Consider the following 18637-nt stretch of genomic DNA (forward strand, 5'->3'; position numbering starts at 1 on the left):
TCCACGAGATCCTGTTGATGCGCGTACTGGTCACCGGCGCTGCCGGCTTCATCGGCTCCCACCTCAGCCATCGCCTGCTCGATCGCGGCGACGAGGTGCTGGGGTATGACAACCTCAATGCCTACTACGACCCCACATTGAAGGAGGCCCGCCTGGCCCGGCTCCTGCCGAAGGCGGGCTTCCATTTCGTGCGCGGCTCGCTGGAAGACCGCACGGCACTGGAAGCGGCTTTCGATGCGTTCAAGCCGCAGCGCGTGGTCAACCTGGCCGCCCAGGCCGGCGTGCGCTACTCGCTCGAGAACCCGCACGCCTACATCGACAGCAACATCGTCGGCTTCACCAACATCCTGGAAGCCTGCCGGCACCGCGGCATCGAGCATCTCGTCTACGCATCGTCCAGTTCGGTCTATGGCGCGAACCGGAAACTGCCGTTCGCGGTGGAGGACAGCGTCGACCATCCGGTCAGCCTGTACGCGGCCACCAAGAAGGCCAACGAACTGATGGCGCACACCTACAGCCACCTGTTCGGCATGCCCACCACCGGACTGCGCTTCTTCACCGTGTACGGCCCGTGGGGCCGGCCGGACATGGCGCTGTTCCTGTTCACGAAGAACATCCTCGAGGGCAAGCCCATCGATGTGTTCAACCACGGCCACCACAGCCGCGACTTCACCTTCGTCGACGACATCGTGGAAGGCGTGATCCGTACGCTGGACACCGTGCCCGGCCCGGATCCGGCGTACGACCCGCTGCTGCCGAACCCGGGATCGTCCAGCGCCCCGTACCGCGTCTACAACATCGGCAACCACCAGCCCGTGCAGTTGCTACGCTACATCGAGGTGCTGGAGGACTGCCTGGGCCGCAAGGCGGAGAAGCGACTGCTGCCGATGCAACCCGGCGACGTGCCCGACACCGAAGCCGACGTGGAAGCCCTGCGCCGCGATACCGGCTATTCGCCGACGACGCCCATCGAGACCGGCGTGCGCCGGTTCGTGGAATGGTACCGGACGTTCTACGCCGAGTAAGCCCGATCAGGAGCGCCGGCAAGGCGCTCCGCAGTGGCCGGATTCCCCTGTCGCCGCCGTTGTTACCGGCATCAGCAACTCCAGGGGATCCTCCGATGAAACGCCTCTTTGCCGGCCTTGCCGCCACCCTCCTTTCCGTGCTGCTGGCGTCGTGCGCCACATCCTCCGGCAGCGAGACGCCACCGCCTGCGACAAGCACGCTGGGTACCGATGCGTACCACATCGGCGTGGACGACATCGTGCAGGTCTCCGTGTGGCGCAACCCGGAACTCGGCATCACCGTGCCGGTGCGTCCCGACGGCATGATTTCGGTGCCGTTGGTGGGCGACGTGCCGGCCGGCGGCCGCACCCCGGGGGACGTCGCGAAAGACATCCAGGAACGCCTGGCGACCTACGTGCGCGATCCGCAGGTGGCCGTGATCCTGACCGACCTGCGCAGCCACGAGTATCTGTCCCGGGTGCGCGTCACCGGTGCCGTCCGCCAGCCCGTGTCGCTGCCCTACCGCCCCGGCATGACGGTGCTGGATGCCGTGCTCGCCGCCGGTGGCATCACTGAGTTCGCGGCCGCCGACAGGTCCGACCTGCACCGCAAGGGCGCCGAGCAGACCCAGACCTATGCGGTCCGGCTTGACCGCATCCTCAACCGCGGCGACCTGAGCACCAACTACACGGTGTCGCCCGGCGACGTCATCACCGTTCCCGAGCGCACGTTCTGATGAGCCAGAGCAATCTTCCCGCGCGGCGCGGATACGCTGCGCCGGCCGCGCCTGCGGGCGCGCTGTCGCCCAACGAACTGGCCCCGATCCTGCTGCGCGAAGCACGTCGCCACCGCGTGGCGCTGGTCGGCATCTTCGCCGGCGTCGCCCTGCTGACGCTGGTGGTCGGATTGCTGGTGCTGCCGAAGAACTACACCGCCTCGACGACGATCCTGGCGCAGGAAAGCGACATCATCCAGCCGCTGCTGGAAGGCCGCGCGGTGGCGACCGGCGTCGTGGACCGTGCCGGCATGGCCCGGCAGGTGATCTACAGCCAGCGGGTCCTGCAGGATGCGCTGAAAACCGGCGGCTGGCTGGAAAACGTGCCCAACGCCGTCCAGCAGGACCGCCTGATGGAGCAGATCAAGGGCCGCATCGCGATCACCAGCCCGCGCCCCAACCTGATCCAGATCACCTACCGCGACAGCGATGCCAAGCGCACCTACGAGGTGACGGAGCGCCTGAGCGACATGTTCATCAAGGAGAGCCTGGCGGCGAAGGAGCGCGAAAGCCGCGAGGCCTACGAGTTCATCAACAAGCAGGTGCAGGACTACCACGCCAAGCTGCTTGAGGCCGAAGAGCGCCTGCGTGCATACCGCTCGGCCAACACCGACGCCCAGCCCGGCAGTGCGACCGATGCCAACACGCGCATCAGCTCGCTGCGCACCACGGTCGAACAGACCCGCATGGCACTGCTCGAACAGCGCTCGCGCGAAGGCGCGATCGCCTCGCAGCTCTCCGGCGAATCGGCGGTCACCGCCGTGCAGACGCGCGAAAGCCTGTACCGCGGGCAATTGCTGGAACTGCAAGGTCAACTGGACCGCCTGCTGCTGAACTACACCGAGCAGCACCCGGACGTCGTGCGGGTGCGCCACCAGATGGCCGACCTGCAACAGTCGATGGTCAATGAGCAGAACCGTCGCGCCTCCGCGCCGCAGGGCGGGAGTCCGTTCGACGAAGCCCAGATGAACCCGCTGTACCAGGAGCTGCGCAGCCAACAGGCGCAGACCCGTCGTGAAGTGGCGGCGACCGCATCGCGCATGTCGATCGCGGAGTCGATGCTCAACGACGAACTCAACCGCAGCCGGCGCATCGCCGATTCCGAAAGCGCGCTGGCCGAACTCACGCGCGACTACGAGGTCAACCGCGACATCTACCAGGATCTGCTGCGCCGGCGCGAGAACGCCCGCGTCTCCATGCAGCTGGACCGCGAAGAACGCGGCCTGACCCTGCGCGTACAGGATCCCGCGACGATGCCGTTGCGCCCGACGGGCCTGCGCTTCATGCACTTCGCCATCGGCGGGCTGCTGATGGCGGTGGGCATTCCCCTCGGCCTGCTGTTCCTGCGCGCACGCTTCGATCCGCGCATCCGCTCGGCGCACCAGGTGCAGCGTCTCACCGACCGGCCGCTGCTCACCGTGGTGCCGACCTACCACTCGCCGCGTGACCGTCGCCAGGAGTTGACCCGCAACGCGATGAGCGTCGGCATCCTCCTGGTCGTCGTGCTCGCGTATGGGCTCGTGTTCGGCCTCAAGCAGCTTGCCGCCTGAGGCCTCCGCCATGACCCAACACGCCACAATGGAAAAGCCAGTGACCCCGGACAACGACCGACTGCACGGCGTGCCCTACCGCGCCGATACCTCCCGCTCGCTGGCCCTGATGGACGAGCCCACGGCATTGACGCCACGCGAACTGGAAGAACGTCGCGTCATCCATCGCAACGATTCCGTGCGCGAACAGGCCGATGCGTTCCGCGAGCTGCGTACGCGGCTGCTCGCGCTGGGCGGCGAGCGCAACTTCGTCACCTTGGTGGCGCCGGTGAGCCACGGCTGCGGCGGCAGCTTCGTTGCCCGCAACCTGGCCACAGCGTTCGCGTTCGACGACACCAAGAGCGCGCTGCTGGTGGACTGCGACGCGCTGCACCCGACCCAGCACACCGCGCTGCGCGTGGATGCCGGGCACGGCGGCCTGATGGATTATCTGGATGACAGCGACACCGATCTCGCCCGCATCCTCTACCGCACCGGCGTGCCGCGCCTGCGCCTGATTCCGAGCGGCCGCCAGCGCGAGATGACCGGCGAAGCGTTCAGTTCGTTCCGCATGCGCGCGATGATGGATTCGCTGCGCAGCCGCTACCCCGACCGCTACCTCGTCCTCGACAGTCCGTCGGTACTCGGTTCGCCCGATGCGCGCATCCTCTCCGAGCTCGCCGACCTGGTGGTCCTGGTCGCGGGCTACGGCAAGGTCACGCCGGAGAAGCTGGAGAAAGCCATCGGCAGTTTCCCGGCCGACAAGGTGGCCGGCGTGGTGTTCAACGAAATCCCGTGAAGCAGCCAAGGAGCATCGGCATGCGCGTCACCCGCCTTCGCGTTTCCGCCATCGCGGCCTCCGTGCTGGCCACGTTCTCCGGCCACGCATTCGCCGCGCGGGTCGATTACACCGTGGACCTCGGCATGGAGCACAACAGCAACGTGACGATGGTGCCGGCCGACCCCATCGAACAGCGCTACCTGCGCGCCGGCGTCGGCTTCAGCATCACCGAGAACATCTCGGCGCTGCAGCTGAGCCTGGACGGGCGCGCCGAGTACCGCGACTACGAGGACGACGTCTTCGCCGACACCGTCGATGGCACGCTCTCCGGCCGCATGAACTGGGTGGCCATTCCGCAGCGCCTGTTCTTCGTGGTCGAGGACAACCTGACGGTGCAGCCGGTGGACTCGCTGGTACCCGATGGCCCGGGCAACCGCCAGCAGGTGAACGTGTTCTCCGCCGGCCCGACGGTGCTGTTCAACTGGACGTCTTCGCTGCATGGGCAGGCCGAGCTGCGCTACGTGCACAGTGATGCCGAAGTGACCGACGAGTTCAATTCGCAGCGCCTCGCCGCCGCGGTCCGCACGATCAAGGAACTCTCGCCCACCAACCGCGTGTCGTTGAACCTGCAGGCGCAGCGCGTGGACTTCGACGACGACATCGTGGCCCGCGACTACAACCGCTACGACATCTACGGACGCTATGTCCGCACGCTGGCCAACTTCGAGCTCGGCGCGGACCTGGGCTATTCGCGCATCGACTACCGGCAGGGCGAGTCGCGCTCCGAGCCGCTGCTGCGCGCGGATGCCAAGTGGAACCTGTCTCCGCACAGCCAGCTGATCGCGGCCGTGTCCAGCCAGTTCTCGGACACCGCGACAGATGCACTGACCGGCATCCAGTCCGAGGCCACGGTGCCGGAGAACGTCCTGACCGGCGACGCGGTGGTGAATGCCTCACCGTACGAGGTCCGCAGCATCGACCTCGGCTACCGGTACACGGGCACGCGGTTGACGTTTTCCGTCACCCCGTACGCACAGAAGCGCGACTACGTGGATTCGGACACGTTCGACCAGAAGACGCGCGGCGCGCGCTTCGACCTGCAGTGGCTGATCCGTCGTTCGCTGACGCTGGGAAGCTACGCCACCTGGGAGCGGCTGGATTACACGCAGCTCAACCGCGAGGACGAGACCTCACGCGTGGGCGCGAGCCTGGAATACCAATGGGCGCCCCGCTGGTCGGCGCGCCTGCACGCCGAGCGCTACAAGCGCGACAGCACCGACGTTGGCCAGAGCGTCGCGCAGAACCTGATCTACCTGAGCATCGCCTACTCCAACCGTTGAGGTGTCCGGCATGCGCGCCACGCCCTCCAGATTGAAGACGCATGGCATTCCCAGTGCGGTGTTGCTGACGCTGGCGCTGCTGGCAGCCGCCATCGGCCATTGCGGTGCAGCCGATGCACCGGAGGCGACCGCGGCGCAGGAGCCCCGCGCGACGCAGGCCTCCGCCGATGCGCCGCAGGCGACGGCCGCGCCTGCCTCCCCGCCGGCAACGGCAGGGACCGACCAGTTGAAGATCGACCTGACGTTCGTCGATCGCAGGTCGCCGGAGTACGGCCGCTTCCGCAACTGGGTGGACACCGCCGTGTTGGGCAGCCCGGGCTATGCGTTCAGCGCCAGCGACGCCGCCCTGATGTTCCTGCTCAGCGGTGGCGAGAAGTACTGCAAGCTCGCTGTCCGCATGGTGGAAAAGGAAGTCGCTGAAGCCGAGGCGGCGATTGCGGCCGGTTCGCGCCCCGCGATCGCCGGCGATTCGTACCTGGAGGTCGGTCCCCGCATCGCGGACCTGGCCATGACGCTGCACGCCTGCACCAGCATGATCGATGCCGCGCAACGGCAGCGCTGGTCCGCCCTTGCCGAGCAGGCGGTGTGGAACGTCTGGAACCCGGGCCGGGCGCAGTGGGGCGGACGCAGCCACGCATGGACCGGCTGGTCCATCGACAATCCCGGCAACAACTACTACTACAGCTTCATCGAAGCGACCATGTACTGGGCGCTGGTCAGCGGCAGCAAGACCTGGATGGACGAGCTGAAGACACGCCGCCTGCCGCCGCTGAAGGCGTACTACGCCGAACTGCCGGGCGGCGGCAGCCGCGAAGGCACCGGCTATGGCGCTGCGCAGATGCGCCTGTTCGGCCTTTACCGCCTGTGGAAGGACAGCACGGGCGAGGACCTGGCTGCGGCCAGCACGCATGCGCGCGACAGCATTCCGTACTGGATACATGCCACGGTGCCCACGCTGGATCGCTTCGCGCCGATCGGCGACCAGGCACGCAGTTCGATACCCGAACTGTTCGACTATCACCGCCGCCTGGTGCTGGAAGCGCGCCAGCTGACGACGGATGCCGATGCGCGCGCGATGTCGTCGTGGTGGCTGCGCAGCATCTCGGTGCCGCGCATGAGCCAGGGCTTCAACAGTCGCTATGACCTGTTGCCGGCCAGCGATGGCGGCGATCCGCCCCCGGCCCTGGTCTACCACGCCGAAGGTGCCGGCCACCTGTTCGCGCGCAGCGACTGGGGCAAGGACGCGATGTGGATGTCGTTCGTCGCCGGCCCCTACAACGAGAGTCACGCGCACCAGGAACAAGGCGGATTCACCCTGTTCGCACGCGACTGGCTGGCGGTGACCGAGAACATCTGGAGCCACAGCGGCATCCAGCAGGGCTCGCCCGTGCACAACGTGGTGCGCTTCGAACGCGCCAATCCGGACGCGCAGCAATGCGCGGCGCCGCGCGGCGACACCGTGGTACACCAGTGCGAAACACCGCGCTCGCGCTCCCGTGTGACCGTGACGCCGCGACCCGATGGCGGCATCACCGCGACGGCCGACCTGACCCCGGTGTATCGCGACAATCCGGCCCTGGAGTCCTGGCAGCGGCGCATCGAGTTCGGTGGCCGCAAGCTGCTGGTGCAGGACGATTTCCGGCTGGGCACGGGGACCCGTGCGATCTTCCAGGTCAATGTCCCGGAGCGCCCCACCGTCCAGGGGAACGAAGCCATCGCCGGGCGGCTGCGCATCCGCGTGCTGGAGCCCGCGAATGCGACGCTGCGTGTCCACACCTGGAGCGACGATGACGCGCAGGAGTTCAGGCGCGGCTGGCGGGTGGATGTCTCGGGCGGACAGACCGGCTACAAGGTGGAACTCAGCGAGAAATGACCCGGGTCGTAGCGGGCGACGCAAGCACCGCAAACAGTGCGGCGCGTCGCAAAGCCGTCCTCACGGGCCCGTGACCTCCCCTGCCGCCGGCTGAACCAACCTGCGTTTCTGTGACCCAGCCCGTCCGTTTTGACGGAAGCCCCACGTTATGATCCGCCCGCCGTTGCGCGGATCGCATGTAGCGAGGGGGCGCTGCAGCGGGTAGTCACCAGCCTCGAGGGCTGTCGTCTTCCAATTCGTTCGTGCGCGGTTTTCTTGCCAGGAGAACCCCTTTGTCGCGCACGCCCGCTTCCCCCCGCCGCACCCGCCGGTTGCCCATCGCCCTGTTCCTGGGCGCCGCATCGCTTACCGCCCTGACCGCTGCCAGCGCCGCCGGCGGCCTGTTCGGGCTTCGTGCCCAGGCCTTCGCATCCCACGCCTGGATCCAGGCCGAAGATGACTTCGCCGAGTTGCGCCAGGATACCCGCGACCACGTCCTGCGCTTCTGGACGCGCGCTTCAGCCAATACCCGGCTCGCCCGCCGCGCACGCGAACGCGCTGCCGTCGGCACCCCCGGCACCAGCACGGCCAATCCCGTCGTTCTCACGCCGGTTGCCCCCACCGTGGATTCAACCCCGGTCCTGAGCAGCGGCGGGCGGATCAGTTCGAATTCCTCCCGGCCACGGCTGGTGAACCTGCCCATGCCGGTGCCGGCGGTCGACAAGGCCTCTGCGGCCTACACCCGCTTCAAGGGCTGGGTGGATGCGGCCGTCGCCGGCAATCGCGGCTACGGCTTCAGTGCCGCCGAGGCCGCGCTGATGTACCAGCTTTCGCCCGAGGCCAAGTACTGCACGCTGGCTGTCAGCATGGTCGAGGCGCAGGTCAGCGCGGCGGAATCCGCGATCGCCGGTGGCGGCCGTCCTGCCGTGGCGGGAGATTCCTATCTCGAGGTAGGCCCGATGATCGCCGATGTCGCAGCCACCATGACCGCCTGCGGCGGCAGCATCACCGCCAGCCAGCGCACCCGCTGGTCCGCATACGCGGAACAGGCGGTGTGGAACATCTGGAACTACAACAACGCCCAATGGGGCGGTCGCAGCCATCCGTGGTCCGGCTGGTCGGTGAGCAATCCCGGCAACAACTACTACTACAGCTTCGTCGAAGCGACGATGTACTGGGCGCTGGCCAGCGGCAACAGCACCTGGTTCAACTTCCTCCGCGACAACAAGCTGCCTGCGCTGCAGACCTACTTCGCCCGGCTGCCCGGCGGCGGCAGCAGCGAAGGCACCGGCTACGGCACCTCGCACATGCGGCTGTTCTCGCTGTACCGCATCTGGCGCGATGCCACCGGCACCGACCTGGCCAACGCCAACAGCCATGCGTCCGACAGCATCCCGTATTGGGTGCATGCCACGGTGCCCACGCTGGACCGCTTCGCGCCGATCGGCGACCAGGCACGCAGTTCGGTTCCCGACATCTACGACTACCACCGCCGCCTGATGCTGGAGGCCCGTTCGGTGGCGACCAATCCGGTCGTGCAGAACCAGGCGACCTGGTGGCTCAACAACATCTCGATCGCGCGCATGGGCTCCGGCTTCAACTATCGCTACGACCTGCTGCCTGCCGGCACCACGGCCGCCGTACCGTCGGAGCTGGTCTACCACGCCCGCGGTACCGGACACCTGTTCGCGCGTACCGGATGGACGCGTGATGCGATGTGGCTGGCGATCGTGGCCGGACCCTACAACGAGAGCCACGCCCACCAGGACCAGGGTTCGTTCACGCTGTTCTCCGGCGACTGGCTGGCGGTCACCGCCAACATCTGGAGCCACAGCGGCATCAACCAGGGCACCGATGTGCACAACCTGGTGCGCTTCGTGCGCAATGGCACGGTGGCACGCCAGTGCGAATCCACCACGCGGGCCTCGACGCTCACGGTCAATCCCGGCAGCGGCGGCTCCTTCACCGCCGATGCCAACCTGACCCCGGCGTTCTGCAACAGCGACGCGGTCACCAATTGGCAGCGCAACTTCACCTTCGCCAACCGCCGCCTGACCGTCCGCGACAGCTTCAGCATCACCAGCGGCACCACCGCGACGTTCCAGGTGAACGTGCCGGTGGCGCCGACACTGGTGAACAGCCGCGAAGCCACGGCGGGCCGCCTGCGCGTACGCGTGCTGGAGCCGGCCAACGCGACGATCAACAGCAACTTCAGCTCGGGCAAGTACGTCGAGGATGGCGCGCGCTTCCGCATCGACGTGCAGGGCGGCACCACCGGCTATGTCGTCGAACTGAGCGAAATCTGACCTGCCCCGTCACGGGCAAGGGTAAGGCCGCCGCCCGCGCGCGCGCAGGCGGCGGCGCATGTCCAGCACGGGGATGGGCATGCAGCTGATCGACATCAGGCTGATGCGTTCCAGCGTGGGCCGTGCGACCAGCGCCGGCAACAGCAGGTGGCGTGCCGGCTGCAACCGGCGCGCATGGATCAGGTGGCGGGCGAACTCCGTACGGATCACCCGCACCTTCCACGCCACCATCGCGGCAGGCAGCGACAACTGTTCGCCCAGCGTCTGCGCGTTGTGGATCTCCGCAGCGGCGCAGCGTTCGATACGACTGGTCAGGCTGCCTTCCACAGGCGTGTAACGGCCCACCAGGCCAGAGCAGGCTCGCACCCGCCAGCCTGCGTGCGCGATGCGCAACCACAGGCTGTAGTCCTCGGCACCGATGAGCTCGCGCGCTTCGAAGAAGCCGCCCAGGGTATCGAAGACTTCGCGGCGCACCACGCTCATCGAGGTGCATATGCGGTTGCACCGCCACAGCAGGTCGAAATCCATCTCCGCCGGCAGCGCCAGGCGGTCCTCGCGCGCACTGCCATGCAGAAGACCGGCACGCGGATCCACCGCCAAGGGCATCTGTGCCTGCATCTTGTGCGGCAACCAGGTGTCGTCCGCATCCAGGAATGCCACCCATGCCGCCGATGTCGCGCGCACGCCCGCATTGCGCGCACTGGCGGGTCCGCCGTTGGGCTGCCGCAGCAGTTCGACGACGCCGCCATAACCCGCCACGATGCGCGCCATCTCGTCGCCATCGGGGGAGCCATCGTCCACCACCACGATCTGGCGCGGCGGCAAGGTCTGCGTCACGACACTGTCCAGTGCGCGCGCCAGGGTGGCAGCGGCCTGGTACGCCGGAATCACCACCGCGTAGTCCGGCACCGTCACGGGGGAAGACGATGCCATGGTCACGCCAGCCTTGAGACGGGACGTCGCTTGAGCAGCGCATGCGCGATGTAGTGCAGCATGCACCACGCCGACCGCGGCCAGGGCAGGCTCTCGATGTCGCGGTAGATCCGCCACTGCCAGCCGGCGGCACGCAACTTGTTCGACGACACCGAACCTTCGCGGACGAGGTAGTACGCCAGCGGCCGCTCATCCGGCACGCGTTCGGCATGGCCGGCACGTCGCACCCGATCCAGCCAGAACACGTAGTCTTCATGCCCCATCTTCTGGAACGCCACCTCGCCCAGCGATCGCTCGTAGATGCCGGTCAGGTTGCCGATGCGGTTGCTGTAGAGCATGCCGGCATAGTCCACGCGCGCCGGGGGCAGCACGGTCGCCAATGGCCTGCCATCCTCGCCCACGCGCTGATAGGCGGTGTAGCACACGCGCGCGCCGGTCCGCCGCATGTGTTCGAGTTGCAGGGCGAGCTTGTCGTGCGTCCACCAGTCGTCGCTGTCCAGGAACGCAACGTGGCTTCCGCGCGCGGCCTGCAACCCCCGGTTACGTGCAGCCGCGACGCCCCCGTTGGCCTGGTGGATCGCCACCACGCGCGGATCGCGCGCTGCGTACTCGTCCATGATGGCCGGCGAACCGTCGCGCGAGCCGTCGTTGACCAGGATCAGTTCCAGGTTCGGGTGGCTTTGCTGCAGGACCGAATCGATGGACCGGCGCATCGTGGCCTGCGCGTTGTACACGGGCATCACCACGCTGACCATCGGCGCATCCAGCGGGGCGGCTGGCGTAGCGTCCGTCACGCGGCCGCCTGCGCCATCTTGCCGCCGGCCCAGGATGCGCGCGGGGCCGGCAACGCATAGTCGCGGTAGGCACCGGGATTGCCCTGCATGCCCGCCTCTGCGGCCTTGACGATGTTGTAGGCCTCGCGCGCGGTGACGTAATGCAGCACGTACTGCTTGCCATCATTGTAGGCGGATTCGAGATAGTCGTGCATCGCATCGACCGGCGGACCGAGCAGCGTATCGATATCGCCTTCCTGCGTGCCGTGGGTATGGATCTTCACGAACAGCCAGTCGGGCCTGCCCTGCACATGCACGCCGGCGCGCACCCAGGCATCGACCCGTTGCGGCGTCGGCGGCTGGCCCCTGCGCACATCGGCATTCTCGATGCGCGGGATGATGCCCATGCGTCGATCCTTCCAGTTCAGGCCAAGCGGCCCCTGGATGAGCATCAGGTCGCCACTCGCCTGTCCGCCGACGCGGACCGGCACGCCCTGGTCGTGCGACTTCGGCGCGTGCGGATCGTCGGTGGCGTAGTAGATGCTGTTGATGGTGCTGGTCTGGGTGTCGCTGGGTGCGGAAGGCAGCGTGAAGTCCGCGTAGCATCCCAGCTCGCGCAGCAGGATCAGCTCGTTGTCCAGGCCGCACCAGCGGCCATCGGGCCGCGAATTGTCCAGGCACCAGTTGCCGTGGATGAAGCCGAAACGGAGTTCGCCCGTGGCCGGATCACGCGGCAGCGCGCCATGGCGTTCGTGCAGCACGCGGCAGAAACGCGACATGCCTTCCTTGAAGTTGGCCTCGGTATCGTTGTCGTGGTGCAGGTGCACTTCGATCTCGCCATAGCCGTCGGTGCACAGCGCGGAGAGCTTGTCGAGATACTCCGGCACGTACTCCTCTTCGGGATAGAAGAAGCTGTGCTGGGGCGGCCGGCCATCCGCGTCCCGGTGGCGTCCGGCCAGCGTGCGGTAGTCACGGCACCAGCGGTCCACGCGCTCGCGCTGCGTCGCTTCATCCGCGCCATGCCACATGGGCTCGAAGTGGTCGACGAAGCAGAACATCACGTGCACGGGCCCCTCCACGGCGCGCATGCGCGGGCGCCGCAGGTAGTTGCCGATCCAGAGTTCCATGTTGCGCGAACGCAGCAACTTCCAGACCGCCAGCACGGTCGCCAGGATCACGACGGCCAGCCCCGCCAGCCACATCACACCGTCCAAGCATCCCCCTGTCGTTGCCGGCGCGTGGTCGCGCCATCGTCACTCCAGAAAACGCGACAACGCGGATGCACCGGCCACCCCATGCCGGGGTGCGGCAAGGTCAATGCACGTGCGGCAGGGCGCGCAGATCGAATCCCTGGGCTTTCCATGCCGGGATCAGGCGACGCAGCAGTTCGAGCGAATGGTCGCTGTCGTCGTGCATCAGGATGATGTCGCCACCGCGCGGCGGATGGCGCCCGATCGTCTCCAGCAACTCCGGCACGGGACGCCGGCTGTAGTCCAGGCTGTCATACGACCAGTAGTCGATGCGGTGCCGGCGCCCCACCAGCCGCGCCAGCATCGGCACGCTCAACACGCCGCGGGGTGGACGGAATGCGTGGCGTGCGCGGCCATCGATGCCCTGCAGGAGTTTCTCGGTGCGATCGATCTCTTCCATCTGCTGCCCCAGCGTCAGCGATTCGAAGACCGGATGCGAGTACGAATGGTTGCCCAGCGTGTGCCCTTCCGAAGCGATGCGGCGCGCGAGTGCGTCGTGCCGTTCCACCTCGCGCCCCACCAGGAAGAAGCTGGCCTTGGCATCATGCTCCGCCAGCAAGTCCAGCAACGGCGGCGTATGGGCAGGATGCGGGCCATCGTCGAACGTCAGGTACAGCGCGCGCCGCTCCCCGCTCGGGCCGGCGGTCGACAGCCAGCCGTTCGGCAGGAAGCGCAGCAGTTTCAGGCGTCGTGGACGTGGATTCATGGCGATCGGATTACCGGGAAGCGCAAAGTTTCATGAGATGCGTCCCTGCACGGCCATCGCACCGGATGACATGTCCTGGCCATCATCCTCGTAGAGGCCATGGTAACGCTCGGCCATGGTGCGGAACGAGGCTTCCGCCTGCGCCCACGCCTGCCCTGCCCGGCCCATCGTCGCGGCACGGTCGCCGCCGCGCAGCAGCGCGATCAACGCCGTGGCGAGCGCGGCCGCATCGCCCGACGGCACCAGCCGGCCGTTCACACCCTCGCGGACGATCTCGCGGTTGCCACCCACATCCGTGGCCACGATCGGAAGTCCGGCCGCGCACGCCTCCAGCAGCGCGATCGAATAGCCTTCGCTGGACGACGACAGCGCGAACACTTCCATGCCCATGAGCAGGCGCGGCACATCATGGCGGTCACCGAGGAACCTGACCGCATCCGCCAGTCCGGCCTGCGTGGCCTGCGCCTCCAGCGCCTCGCGCAACGGACCGTCGCCGACGATGGCGAGCACGGCTTCCGGCACCTGCATGCGCACCTTGGCGAAGGCGCGCAGCAACAACGCGTGGTCCTTCACCGGCTGCAGGCGCCCCACGGTTCCGATGATCCGGCTGCCCGCAGGCCAGCCAAGTTCGGTGGCAAGCGTCTGGCGTGCATCCGGGCCAGCGGAACGGAAGCGCTCCAGCCGGATGCCGTTCGGCACCGCCAGCAGGCCATGCCGCGGATGCACGCCTTCTTCGGCGAAGCGCTCGCGTGCGGCTTCGCATACCGCGACGGCGTAGTCGGTGAAGCGCATGCTCTGCCGGTACAGCCATTCCTGGCGACCGCTGCGCGAGCGACCGCCCATGCCGTGGCGGGTGTTGATGCGGCACTTCACGGGCAAGCCCAGCGACGCCATCACCGCGTAGTAGTGCGCCATGGCGTTGTGCGTGTGGATGACGGCGTTGGGCGACTGCCGCAGCAACGCGCGTGCGCGACGCAGCGCGCGCAGGTCCAGGCCAGGCTGCTTGCCGCAGGCGTCTACCCGGACACCGCTGGCCAGCAGTTCCCTGGCCAGCAGGCCCAGCTTGAACAGGCAGATGACCCGGCACTGGTGACCCGCCTCGCGCTGGCTCGCGATCAGGTCCACCACGGTGCGTTCCAGCCCGCCCCGGTCAAGGTTCTCGACGAAATGCACGATCTCCACGCTCTTCCTACCCTCCAAGTTCCGACACGGTGACCCGCTGTTTGCCGCTGGGCGTCAGCGGGATCTCGTCCGTGAGGCGGAAGTTCAGGGCGACACTGTCGCCCACGACCTTGACCAGTTCGCTCCGCACATGCTCGATGATGCCGGCATCGAAGCCTGCGTCCGGCACGATCAGGATCTCGAATGCATCCAGTTGCTTCTGCACCACCTGGTAGCGCCGGATGCCGGTCGCGCCCAGGAAGGCATACACCACGTACTCGCCCGGCACGAACCGGCCATCACGGGTGCGCAACGCATCCAGCTTGCGTCCATCCACGCGCGCCAGCCGCGGCAGTCCGCGTCCGCAAGTGCAGCGGCCATGGCCGGGCGTGGCAAGGTCGCCATTGACGTAGCGGAGCAGCGGCATGCCCAGGTTGTGCAGGTCGGTGATCACGAGTTCGCGCGGCCCTTCCCCGCCGGCACTTTCGCCATGGCCGAGTTCCACCTTGAGATGGTCCGCGTTGACGTGCAGACCATCGCGGTGCTCGCATTCGGCGGCGATCAGCATGAACTCGCGGCAGCCGTAGGTGTTGTAGGCCGGCGCGCCGAAGGCCTGTTCGATGCGCGTGCGCTGCGCGTCATGCAGCGCCTCGGCGGCACCCAGGATGCGCAGCGGCGCATGCACCCGGCGACCGGTGGCGATCAGCCAGTCCGCCATCTCCACGATGGGTGCGACGTAGGACACGATGGTTTCGGGTTGGAAACGGTCGATCGCATCGGCGTACTCCGCCATGCGCGTGCGGTCCATCTCGAAGGCATTGAGCATGCGGCGATTGAAGGCGCCGTGGTACAGCAGGTCCTTGCGCTTCTGCGCGCCGAGCGGCGTGCCCCACAGGTAGAGGGTACGCTGCCCCAGCCGTGCACCGGCCCATCCGTAGCCACGCCACATGATCGCGACGCGGCGCTCATAACTATCGCGCGTGTAGCCGAACTTCAGGGGTTCGCCGGTCGAGCCGCCGGTGGTCTTGTAGAGCAGGCCGGCCCGCTGCGGGCCGGCGATCAAGCGCTCGAAATTGGCGCGGATCGTGGGCTTGTCCAGCACGGGTAGCCGGGCGTAGTGCGCGGGATCGCGGATGTCCTCCGGCGCGGCAATGCCAAGCCCGGCCCAGGTTTCCCGGTAGTAGGGCACGTGCTCCCAGCAATGGCGCAGCAGGTGTTGCAGCTTCTGCCACTGGAGCGCATCGATCTGCTCCGGCGCCAGCCATTGCTGACGCTCGTACTCGCGCAGGTACGACAGCGTCTTGCGCCCGCGCAAGCCGGATTCGTACGCGGGGAAAAGCACATGGCGGAACAGGGGTTCGTAGAGACCCGTCATGAGGCGCCTTCCCCCGCACGTTCGTGGGCCCATGCCAGCAGGCGCGCGCCCATGCGCGGACGACCCGCGGCGAAGCGGCGGTGCAGCAGTTGCAGGTGCTCGATGTCGTCGCGGCTCCAGCAGCGCAGCAGGAGCGTGAACAGCGCATACGACAGCACCAGCAGCACGCCCCCCAGCAGGACCGCCGCCCAGGGCACCAGATGCCCCCGCAACGGCCACGCCAGCGCCGCCGCCAGCGCGCCCGCCAGCAGCACGCGCCCCAGCGCGCCCCAGGCCAGCCGTGCGTGGCTGACCCGGATCGCAAGCGAGATGTACAACGTGGCGTTCACCAGGGCCACGGTGAGGTAACCGATCACCGCGCCCACCAGGGCGAAGTGCGCGATCAGCACGGCGGACAGCGTCAGCTTCAGCACGCCGCTGGTCACCGCCAGCACCAGGATGCTGCGCTGCCGGTCCGCGCTGACCAGCATGCTGGAGGCCCCCTGCGCCATCGTGGTCAGGCACGTGGCGAACAGGCAGGCGGAGAACAGCGGACCCGCCGCCCAGTATTCGGGCCCGTACAACAGGTGGATCACGTCGTCGCCGAACACCAGGCCGAACGCCATCAGCGGCGTCGCCAGCAGCGACAGGTAGTGCGTGGTGCCGGCGAAGCGCCGCGCCGCGACTTCCCTGCCCTGGCTGAGTGCGCTCGCCATCATCGGCAGCAGCAGCGCACCGAACACCCCCGGCACCAGCGCCGCCGCGCCGACCGCCAGCTGGTAGGCCACCTTGAACTGGCCGGCATCGTGACTGTCCGCGTACAGGTTGAGGAACATCACCTCCACCTCGCTGGCCACCAGGAAGCTGACCGACACGGTCAACGCCGTCCAGCGCATGTGGTGGCCGATGCGCGCACGCAGTGTCGGCGGCAGCACCACGCCGGGCTGGCGTGGCGGAAGCAGCGGACGGATCTGCCGCAGCGACACCACGTAGAAGACGATGCCCGACAGCGAGAACACCGCCAGCAGCCATTCCACCGGTGCGTCCAGCTGCCACGCCGCGATGACGAGCAGCAGGTTGATGGGGGTGGACACCAGCGCCACGATCGCGGTGGCGCGGAAGTTCTCGAAGCCCTTCGCCACCCCGATGTTGAACATGTACGACGAGCGCAGCACCACGCCGAGGATCAGGAACCCCAGCAGCAGCGTGTGGTTCATGCCGGGCGCGACATGGTCGCCGGCGAAGATGAACAACGCGGCGCCCGCCAGCAGCACGAACAGCATGAACACCCGCTGCGCGCGCCGCAGGTAGGTGAGCACGTAGGGGATCTGTTCGAGGTGCCCGGATCCGCGCAGTTCGGCGATGAACTTGATCGCCGCACTGGCCGTGCCCGAGTTGGTGGTCGCCACGCCCATCGCCACCAGCCAGATCACCAGGCTGTAGGTGCCGAAACCCTCCGGTCCCAGGTGCCTGGCGATGATGATCGACGTCAGCATGCCCAGCACGTACTCGGTGTACATGCCCACCGAGGAGAACAGGGTGTTGCTGAGCGTGCGCGAGCGGGAGTTCATGCCAGGGCCAACAGGACCTTCACGGTCAGATACAGCCCGATAACGCCGATTACGGCAATAAGGGGCCAGCGGATGATGTCCCTGTCGAGCGAGAACTGCGGCAGGCTGGGGTACGTGGACCGCATGCGCGTGTAGTGGCCGACGACCAGCGCGACCAGCAGGTACAGGATGATCACGTAGCTGCGGCTGAGGAAGAACGCCGCCGTGAAGAAGCCGGTCAGCGACAACAGCAGGCTCAGGCTCAAGGCCTTGTCGGTCCTCCATTCCTTCAGCGCGATATCGTCGGGCACCTCGAGCGGCACGTCGTCGATGATGTCGTCGCCGCGGTTCACGATGGCCAGCATCATGCGGAAGCAGTAGCCCACGATCGCCAGCCAGACGGTGAAGCCCACGATGCCCGTTTCCGCGAGCACCAGGACGAAGGAGTTGTGCGCCGTCAGTTCATGCAGGTCCGAGTAGCCGCCGGCACCGATGCCGAACACAGGGCTCCCGATGAACATCTGGATGCCCTCGTACCAGGATTCGACGCGTCCCATCGCGGAGGCTTCGGACACATCCATTTCCTGCATGCGCGAGGGCAGCATCATCAGCCCCCCCAGTGCGCCGGCGCCCATCAGGCCCGCCAGGAACAGGCCGCGCGTGCGCCAGACGTACACGCCCAGCATCGCCACCAGTGCCAGCAGCGTGCCGCGCGAATTGGTCAGGTAGCAGCCCCAGACCAGCAACACGATGGCAGTCCACCAGAACAGCCGCTTCAGCCCCAGCCAGCCACCCTGCGCGCTCAGATAAAAGGCCATCGGCAGGCACATCACGAACAGCATGCCCAGGTCGTTGGGGTCGTTGAAGATGCCCACGTACTGGATGCGCGTGCCCTGCGAGAGCTCGACGCCGGTCCAGCCGATGCCCGTGCTGGCCTGGTCGATGCCGTGCACCGCCAGCACCGACGCACACACGATGAATACCCCCATCGCCACCTGCATGCGCTTGCGCGTATCCACGGCATTGGCGAGCAGCACGTAGGCCAGCAGCACGGGGGCGAACACGAAGAACACGAACAGCGCACCGCCTGCCCAGCCGTTCACCACCTTGGACACCATGGCGATGAAGAGGAAGATCGGGATCAGCAGGTACTGCGGCTGGTTGAACGACTTGCGCTGCGAGAACACCCACAGGCCCGCCGCCAGCACCAGCGCGATGGACTGCAGGGGCGGGCCGGGCGATTCGGCCACCGCCGGGTAGTCCTGTGGCCTGATCAGCACCAGGATCAGGTACACCAACAAGAAAAAGAACATGGTCCCCTG

General features: G+C 67.5%; 15 protein-coding genes. 7 read left to right on the top strand and 8 right to left on the bottom strand.

From position 1 onward, the window contains the following. Nucleotides 1-17: 17 nt before the first annotated feature. From WBN46_RS08000 to WBN46_RS08030, 7 genes are all read left to right on the top strand, one after another. Nucleotides 18-1025, top strand: a complete 1008-nt coding sequence (locus WBN46_RS08000) for an NAD-dependent epimerase (RefSeq protein WP_337731077.1) — start codon at nt 18-20, stop codon at nt 1023-1025. Between the two features lie 95 nt (nt 1026-1120). Continuing rightward, on the top strand, nt 1121-1741 hold the full coding sequence (locus tag WBN46_RS08005) for an XrtA/PEP-CTERM system exopolysaccharide export protein (protein ID WP_337731078.1): 621 nt from the start codon (nt 1121-1123) through the stop codon (nt 1739-1741). Then, on the top strand, nt 1741-3330 hold the full coding sequence (locus WBN46_RS08010) for an XrtA system polysaccharide chain length determinant (RefSeq protein WP_192201487.1): 1590 nt from the start codon (nt 1741-1743) through the stop codon (nt 3328-3330). The genes WBN46_RS08005 and WBN46_RS08010 overlap by 1 nt, the downstream gene beginning before the upstream one ends. A 10-nt stretch (nt 3331-3340) precedes the next feature. Further along, nucleotides 3341-4108, top strand: coding sequence for a polysaccharide biosynthesis protein (locus WBN46_RS08015; protein ID WP_192201488.1), 768 nt, complete (start codon nt 3341-3343; stop codon nt 4106-4108). Between the two features lie 20 nt (nt 4109-4128). Beyond that, nucleotides 4129-5430: an outer membrane beta-barrel protein gene (locus WBN46_RS08020; RefSeq protein ID WP_337731079.1), complete on the top strand. Its 1302-nt coding sequence runs from the start codon at nt 4129-4131 to the stop codon at nt 5428-5430. A gap of 10 nt (nt 5431-5440) precedes the next feature. After that, the gene (locus WBN46_RS08025; protein WP_337731080.1) at nt 5441-7303 is read left to right on the top strand and encodes a hypothetical protein; all 1863 of its coding nucleotides are present in this window, start codon (nt 5441-5443) and stop codon (nt 7301-7303) included. Between the two features lie 272 nt (nt 7304-7575). Beyond that, nucleotides 7576-9588, top strand: coding sequence for a heparinase II/III family protein (locus WBN46_RS08030; protein WP_337731081.1), 2013 nt, complete (start codon nt 7576-7578; stop codon nt 9586-9588). Between the two features lie 9 nt (nt 9589-9597). Here WBN46_RS08030 and WBN46_RS08035 read toward each other — a convergent pair whose 3' ends face one another. From WBN46_RS08035 to WBN46_RS08070, 8 genes are all read right to left on the bottom strand, one after another. After that, on the bottom strand, nt 9598-10521 hold the full coding sequence (locus tag WBN46_RS08035) for a glycosyltransferase family A protein (RefSeq protein ID WP_337731082.1): 924 nt from the start codon (nt 10519-10521) through the stop codon (nt 9598-9600). 2 nt (nt 10522-10523) lie between these two features. Continuing rightward, nucleotides 10524-11315, bottom strand: coding sequence for a glycosyltransferase family 2 protein (locus WBN46_RS08040; RefSeq protein ID WP_337731083.1), 792 nt, complete (start codon nt 11313-11315; stop codon nt 10524-10526). Further along, nucleotides 11312-12499, bottom strand: a complete 1188-nt coding sequence (locus WBN46_RS08045) for a hypothetical protein (protein ID WP_337731898.1) — start codon at nt 12497-12499, stop codon at nt 11312-11314. The genes WBN46_RS08040 and WBN46_RS08045 overlap by 4 nt, the downstream gene beginning before the upstream one ends. 109 nt (nt 12500-12608) lie before the next feature. After that, entirely contained in the window at nt 12609-13250 is a 642-nt protein-coding gene (locus WBN46_RS08050; protein ID WP_337731084.1) for a polysaccharide deacetylase family protein, read from the bottom strand. Between the two features lie 30 nt (nt 13251-13280). Next, on the bottom strand, nt 13281-14432 hold the full coding sequence (locus tag WBN46_RS08055; protein WP_192201495.1) for a glycosyltransferase: 1152 nt from the start codon (nt 14430-14432) through the stop codon (nt 13281-13283). 7 nt (nt 14433-14439) lie between these two features. After that, nucleotides 14440-15786 carry a phenylacetate--CoA ligase family protein gene (locus tag WBN46_RS08060; protein WP_337731085.1) on the bottom strand — a complete coding sequence of 449 codons (1347 nt, stop codon included), beginning with the start codon at nt 15784-15786 and terminating at the stop codon, nt 14440-14442. Continuing rightward, nucleotides 15783-17336 (bottom strand): oligosaccharide flippase family protein, encoded by a 1554-nt coding sequence (locus WBN46_RS08065; protein ID WP_337731086.1) that lies wholly within the window; start codon nt 17334-17336, stop codon nt 15783-15785. Before WBN46_RS08065 ends, WBN46_RS08060 begins: the two co-directional genes overlap by 4 nt. Further along, the gene (locus WBN46_RS08070) at nt 17333-18628 is read right to left on the bottom strand and encodes an O-antigen ligase family protein (RefSeq protein ID WP_337731087.1); all 1296 of its coding nucleotides are present in this window, start codon (nt 18626-18628) and stop codon (nt 17333-17335) included. The genes WBN46_RS08065 and WBN46_RS08070 overlap by 4 nt, the downstream gene beginning before the upstream one ends. Nucleotides 18629-18637: the final 9 nt, after the last annotated feature.

The organism is Pseudoxanthomonas sp. CCNWLW251 (genome assembly GCF_037402255.1).
Classification (GTDB): domain Bacteria; phylum Pseudomonadota; class Gammaproteobacteria; order Xanthomonadales; family Xanthomonadaceae; genus Pseudoxanthomonas_A.

Coding starts and splice junctions, on each gene's coding strand:
- WBN46_RS08000 (WP_337731077.1), top strand. CDS start 18: ATGCGCGTACTGGTCACCGGCGCTGCCGGCTTCATCGGCTCCCACCTC.
- WBN46_RS08005 (WP_337731078.1), top strand. CDS start 1,121: ATGAAACGCCTCTTTGCCGGCCTTGCCGCCACCCTCCTTTCCGTGCTG.
- WBN46_RS08010 (WP_192201487.1), top strand. CDS start 1,741: ATGAGCCAGAGCAATCTTCCCGCGCGGCGCGGATACGCTGCGCCGGCC.
- WBN46_RS08015 (WP_192201488.1), top strand. CDS start 3,341: ATGACCCAACACGCCACAATGGAAAAGCCAGTGACCCCGGACAACGAC.
- WBN46_RS08020 (WP_337731079.1), top strand. CDS start 4,129: ATGCGCGTCACCCGCCTTCGCGTTTCCGCCATCGCGGCCTCCGTGCTG.
- WBN46_RS08025 (WP_337731080.1), top strand. CDS start 5,441: ATGCGCGCCACGCCCTCCAGATTGAAGACGCATGGCATTCCCAGTGCG.
- WBN46_RS08035 (WP_337731082.1), bottom strand. CDS start 10,521: ATGGCATCGTCTTCCCCCGTGACGGTGCCGGACTACGCGGTGGTGATT.
- WBN46_RS08050 (WP_337731084.1), bottom strand. CDS start 13,250: ATGAATCCACGTCCACGACGCCTGAAACTGCTGCGCTTCCTGCCGAAC.
- WBN46_RS08060 (WP_337731085.1), bottom strand. CDS start 15,786: ATGACGGGTCTCTACGAACCCCTGTTCCGCCATGTGCTTTTCCCCGCG.
- WBN46_RS08065 (WP_337731086.1), bottom strand. CDS start 17,336: ATGAACTCCCGCTCGCGCACGCTCAGCAACACCCTGTTCTCCTCGGTG.
- WBN46_RS08070 (WP_337731087.1), bottom strand. CDS start 18,628: ATGTTCTTTTTCTTGTTGGTGTACCTGATCCTGGTGCTGATCAGGCCA.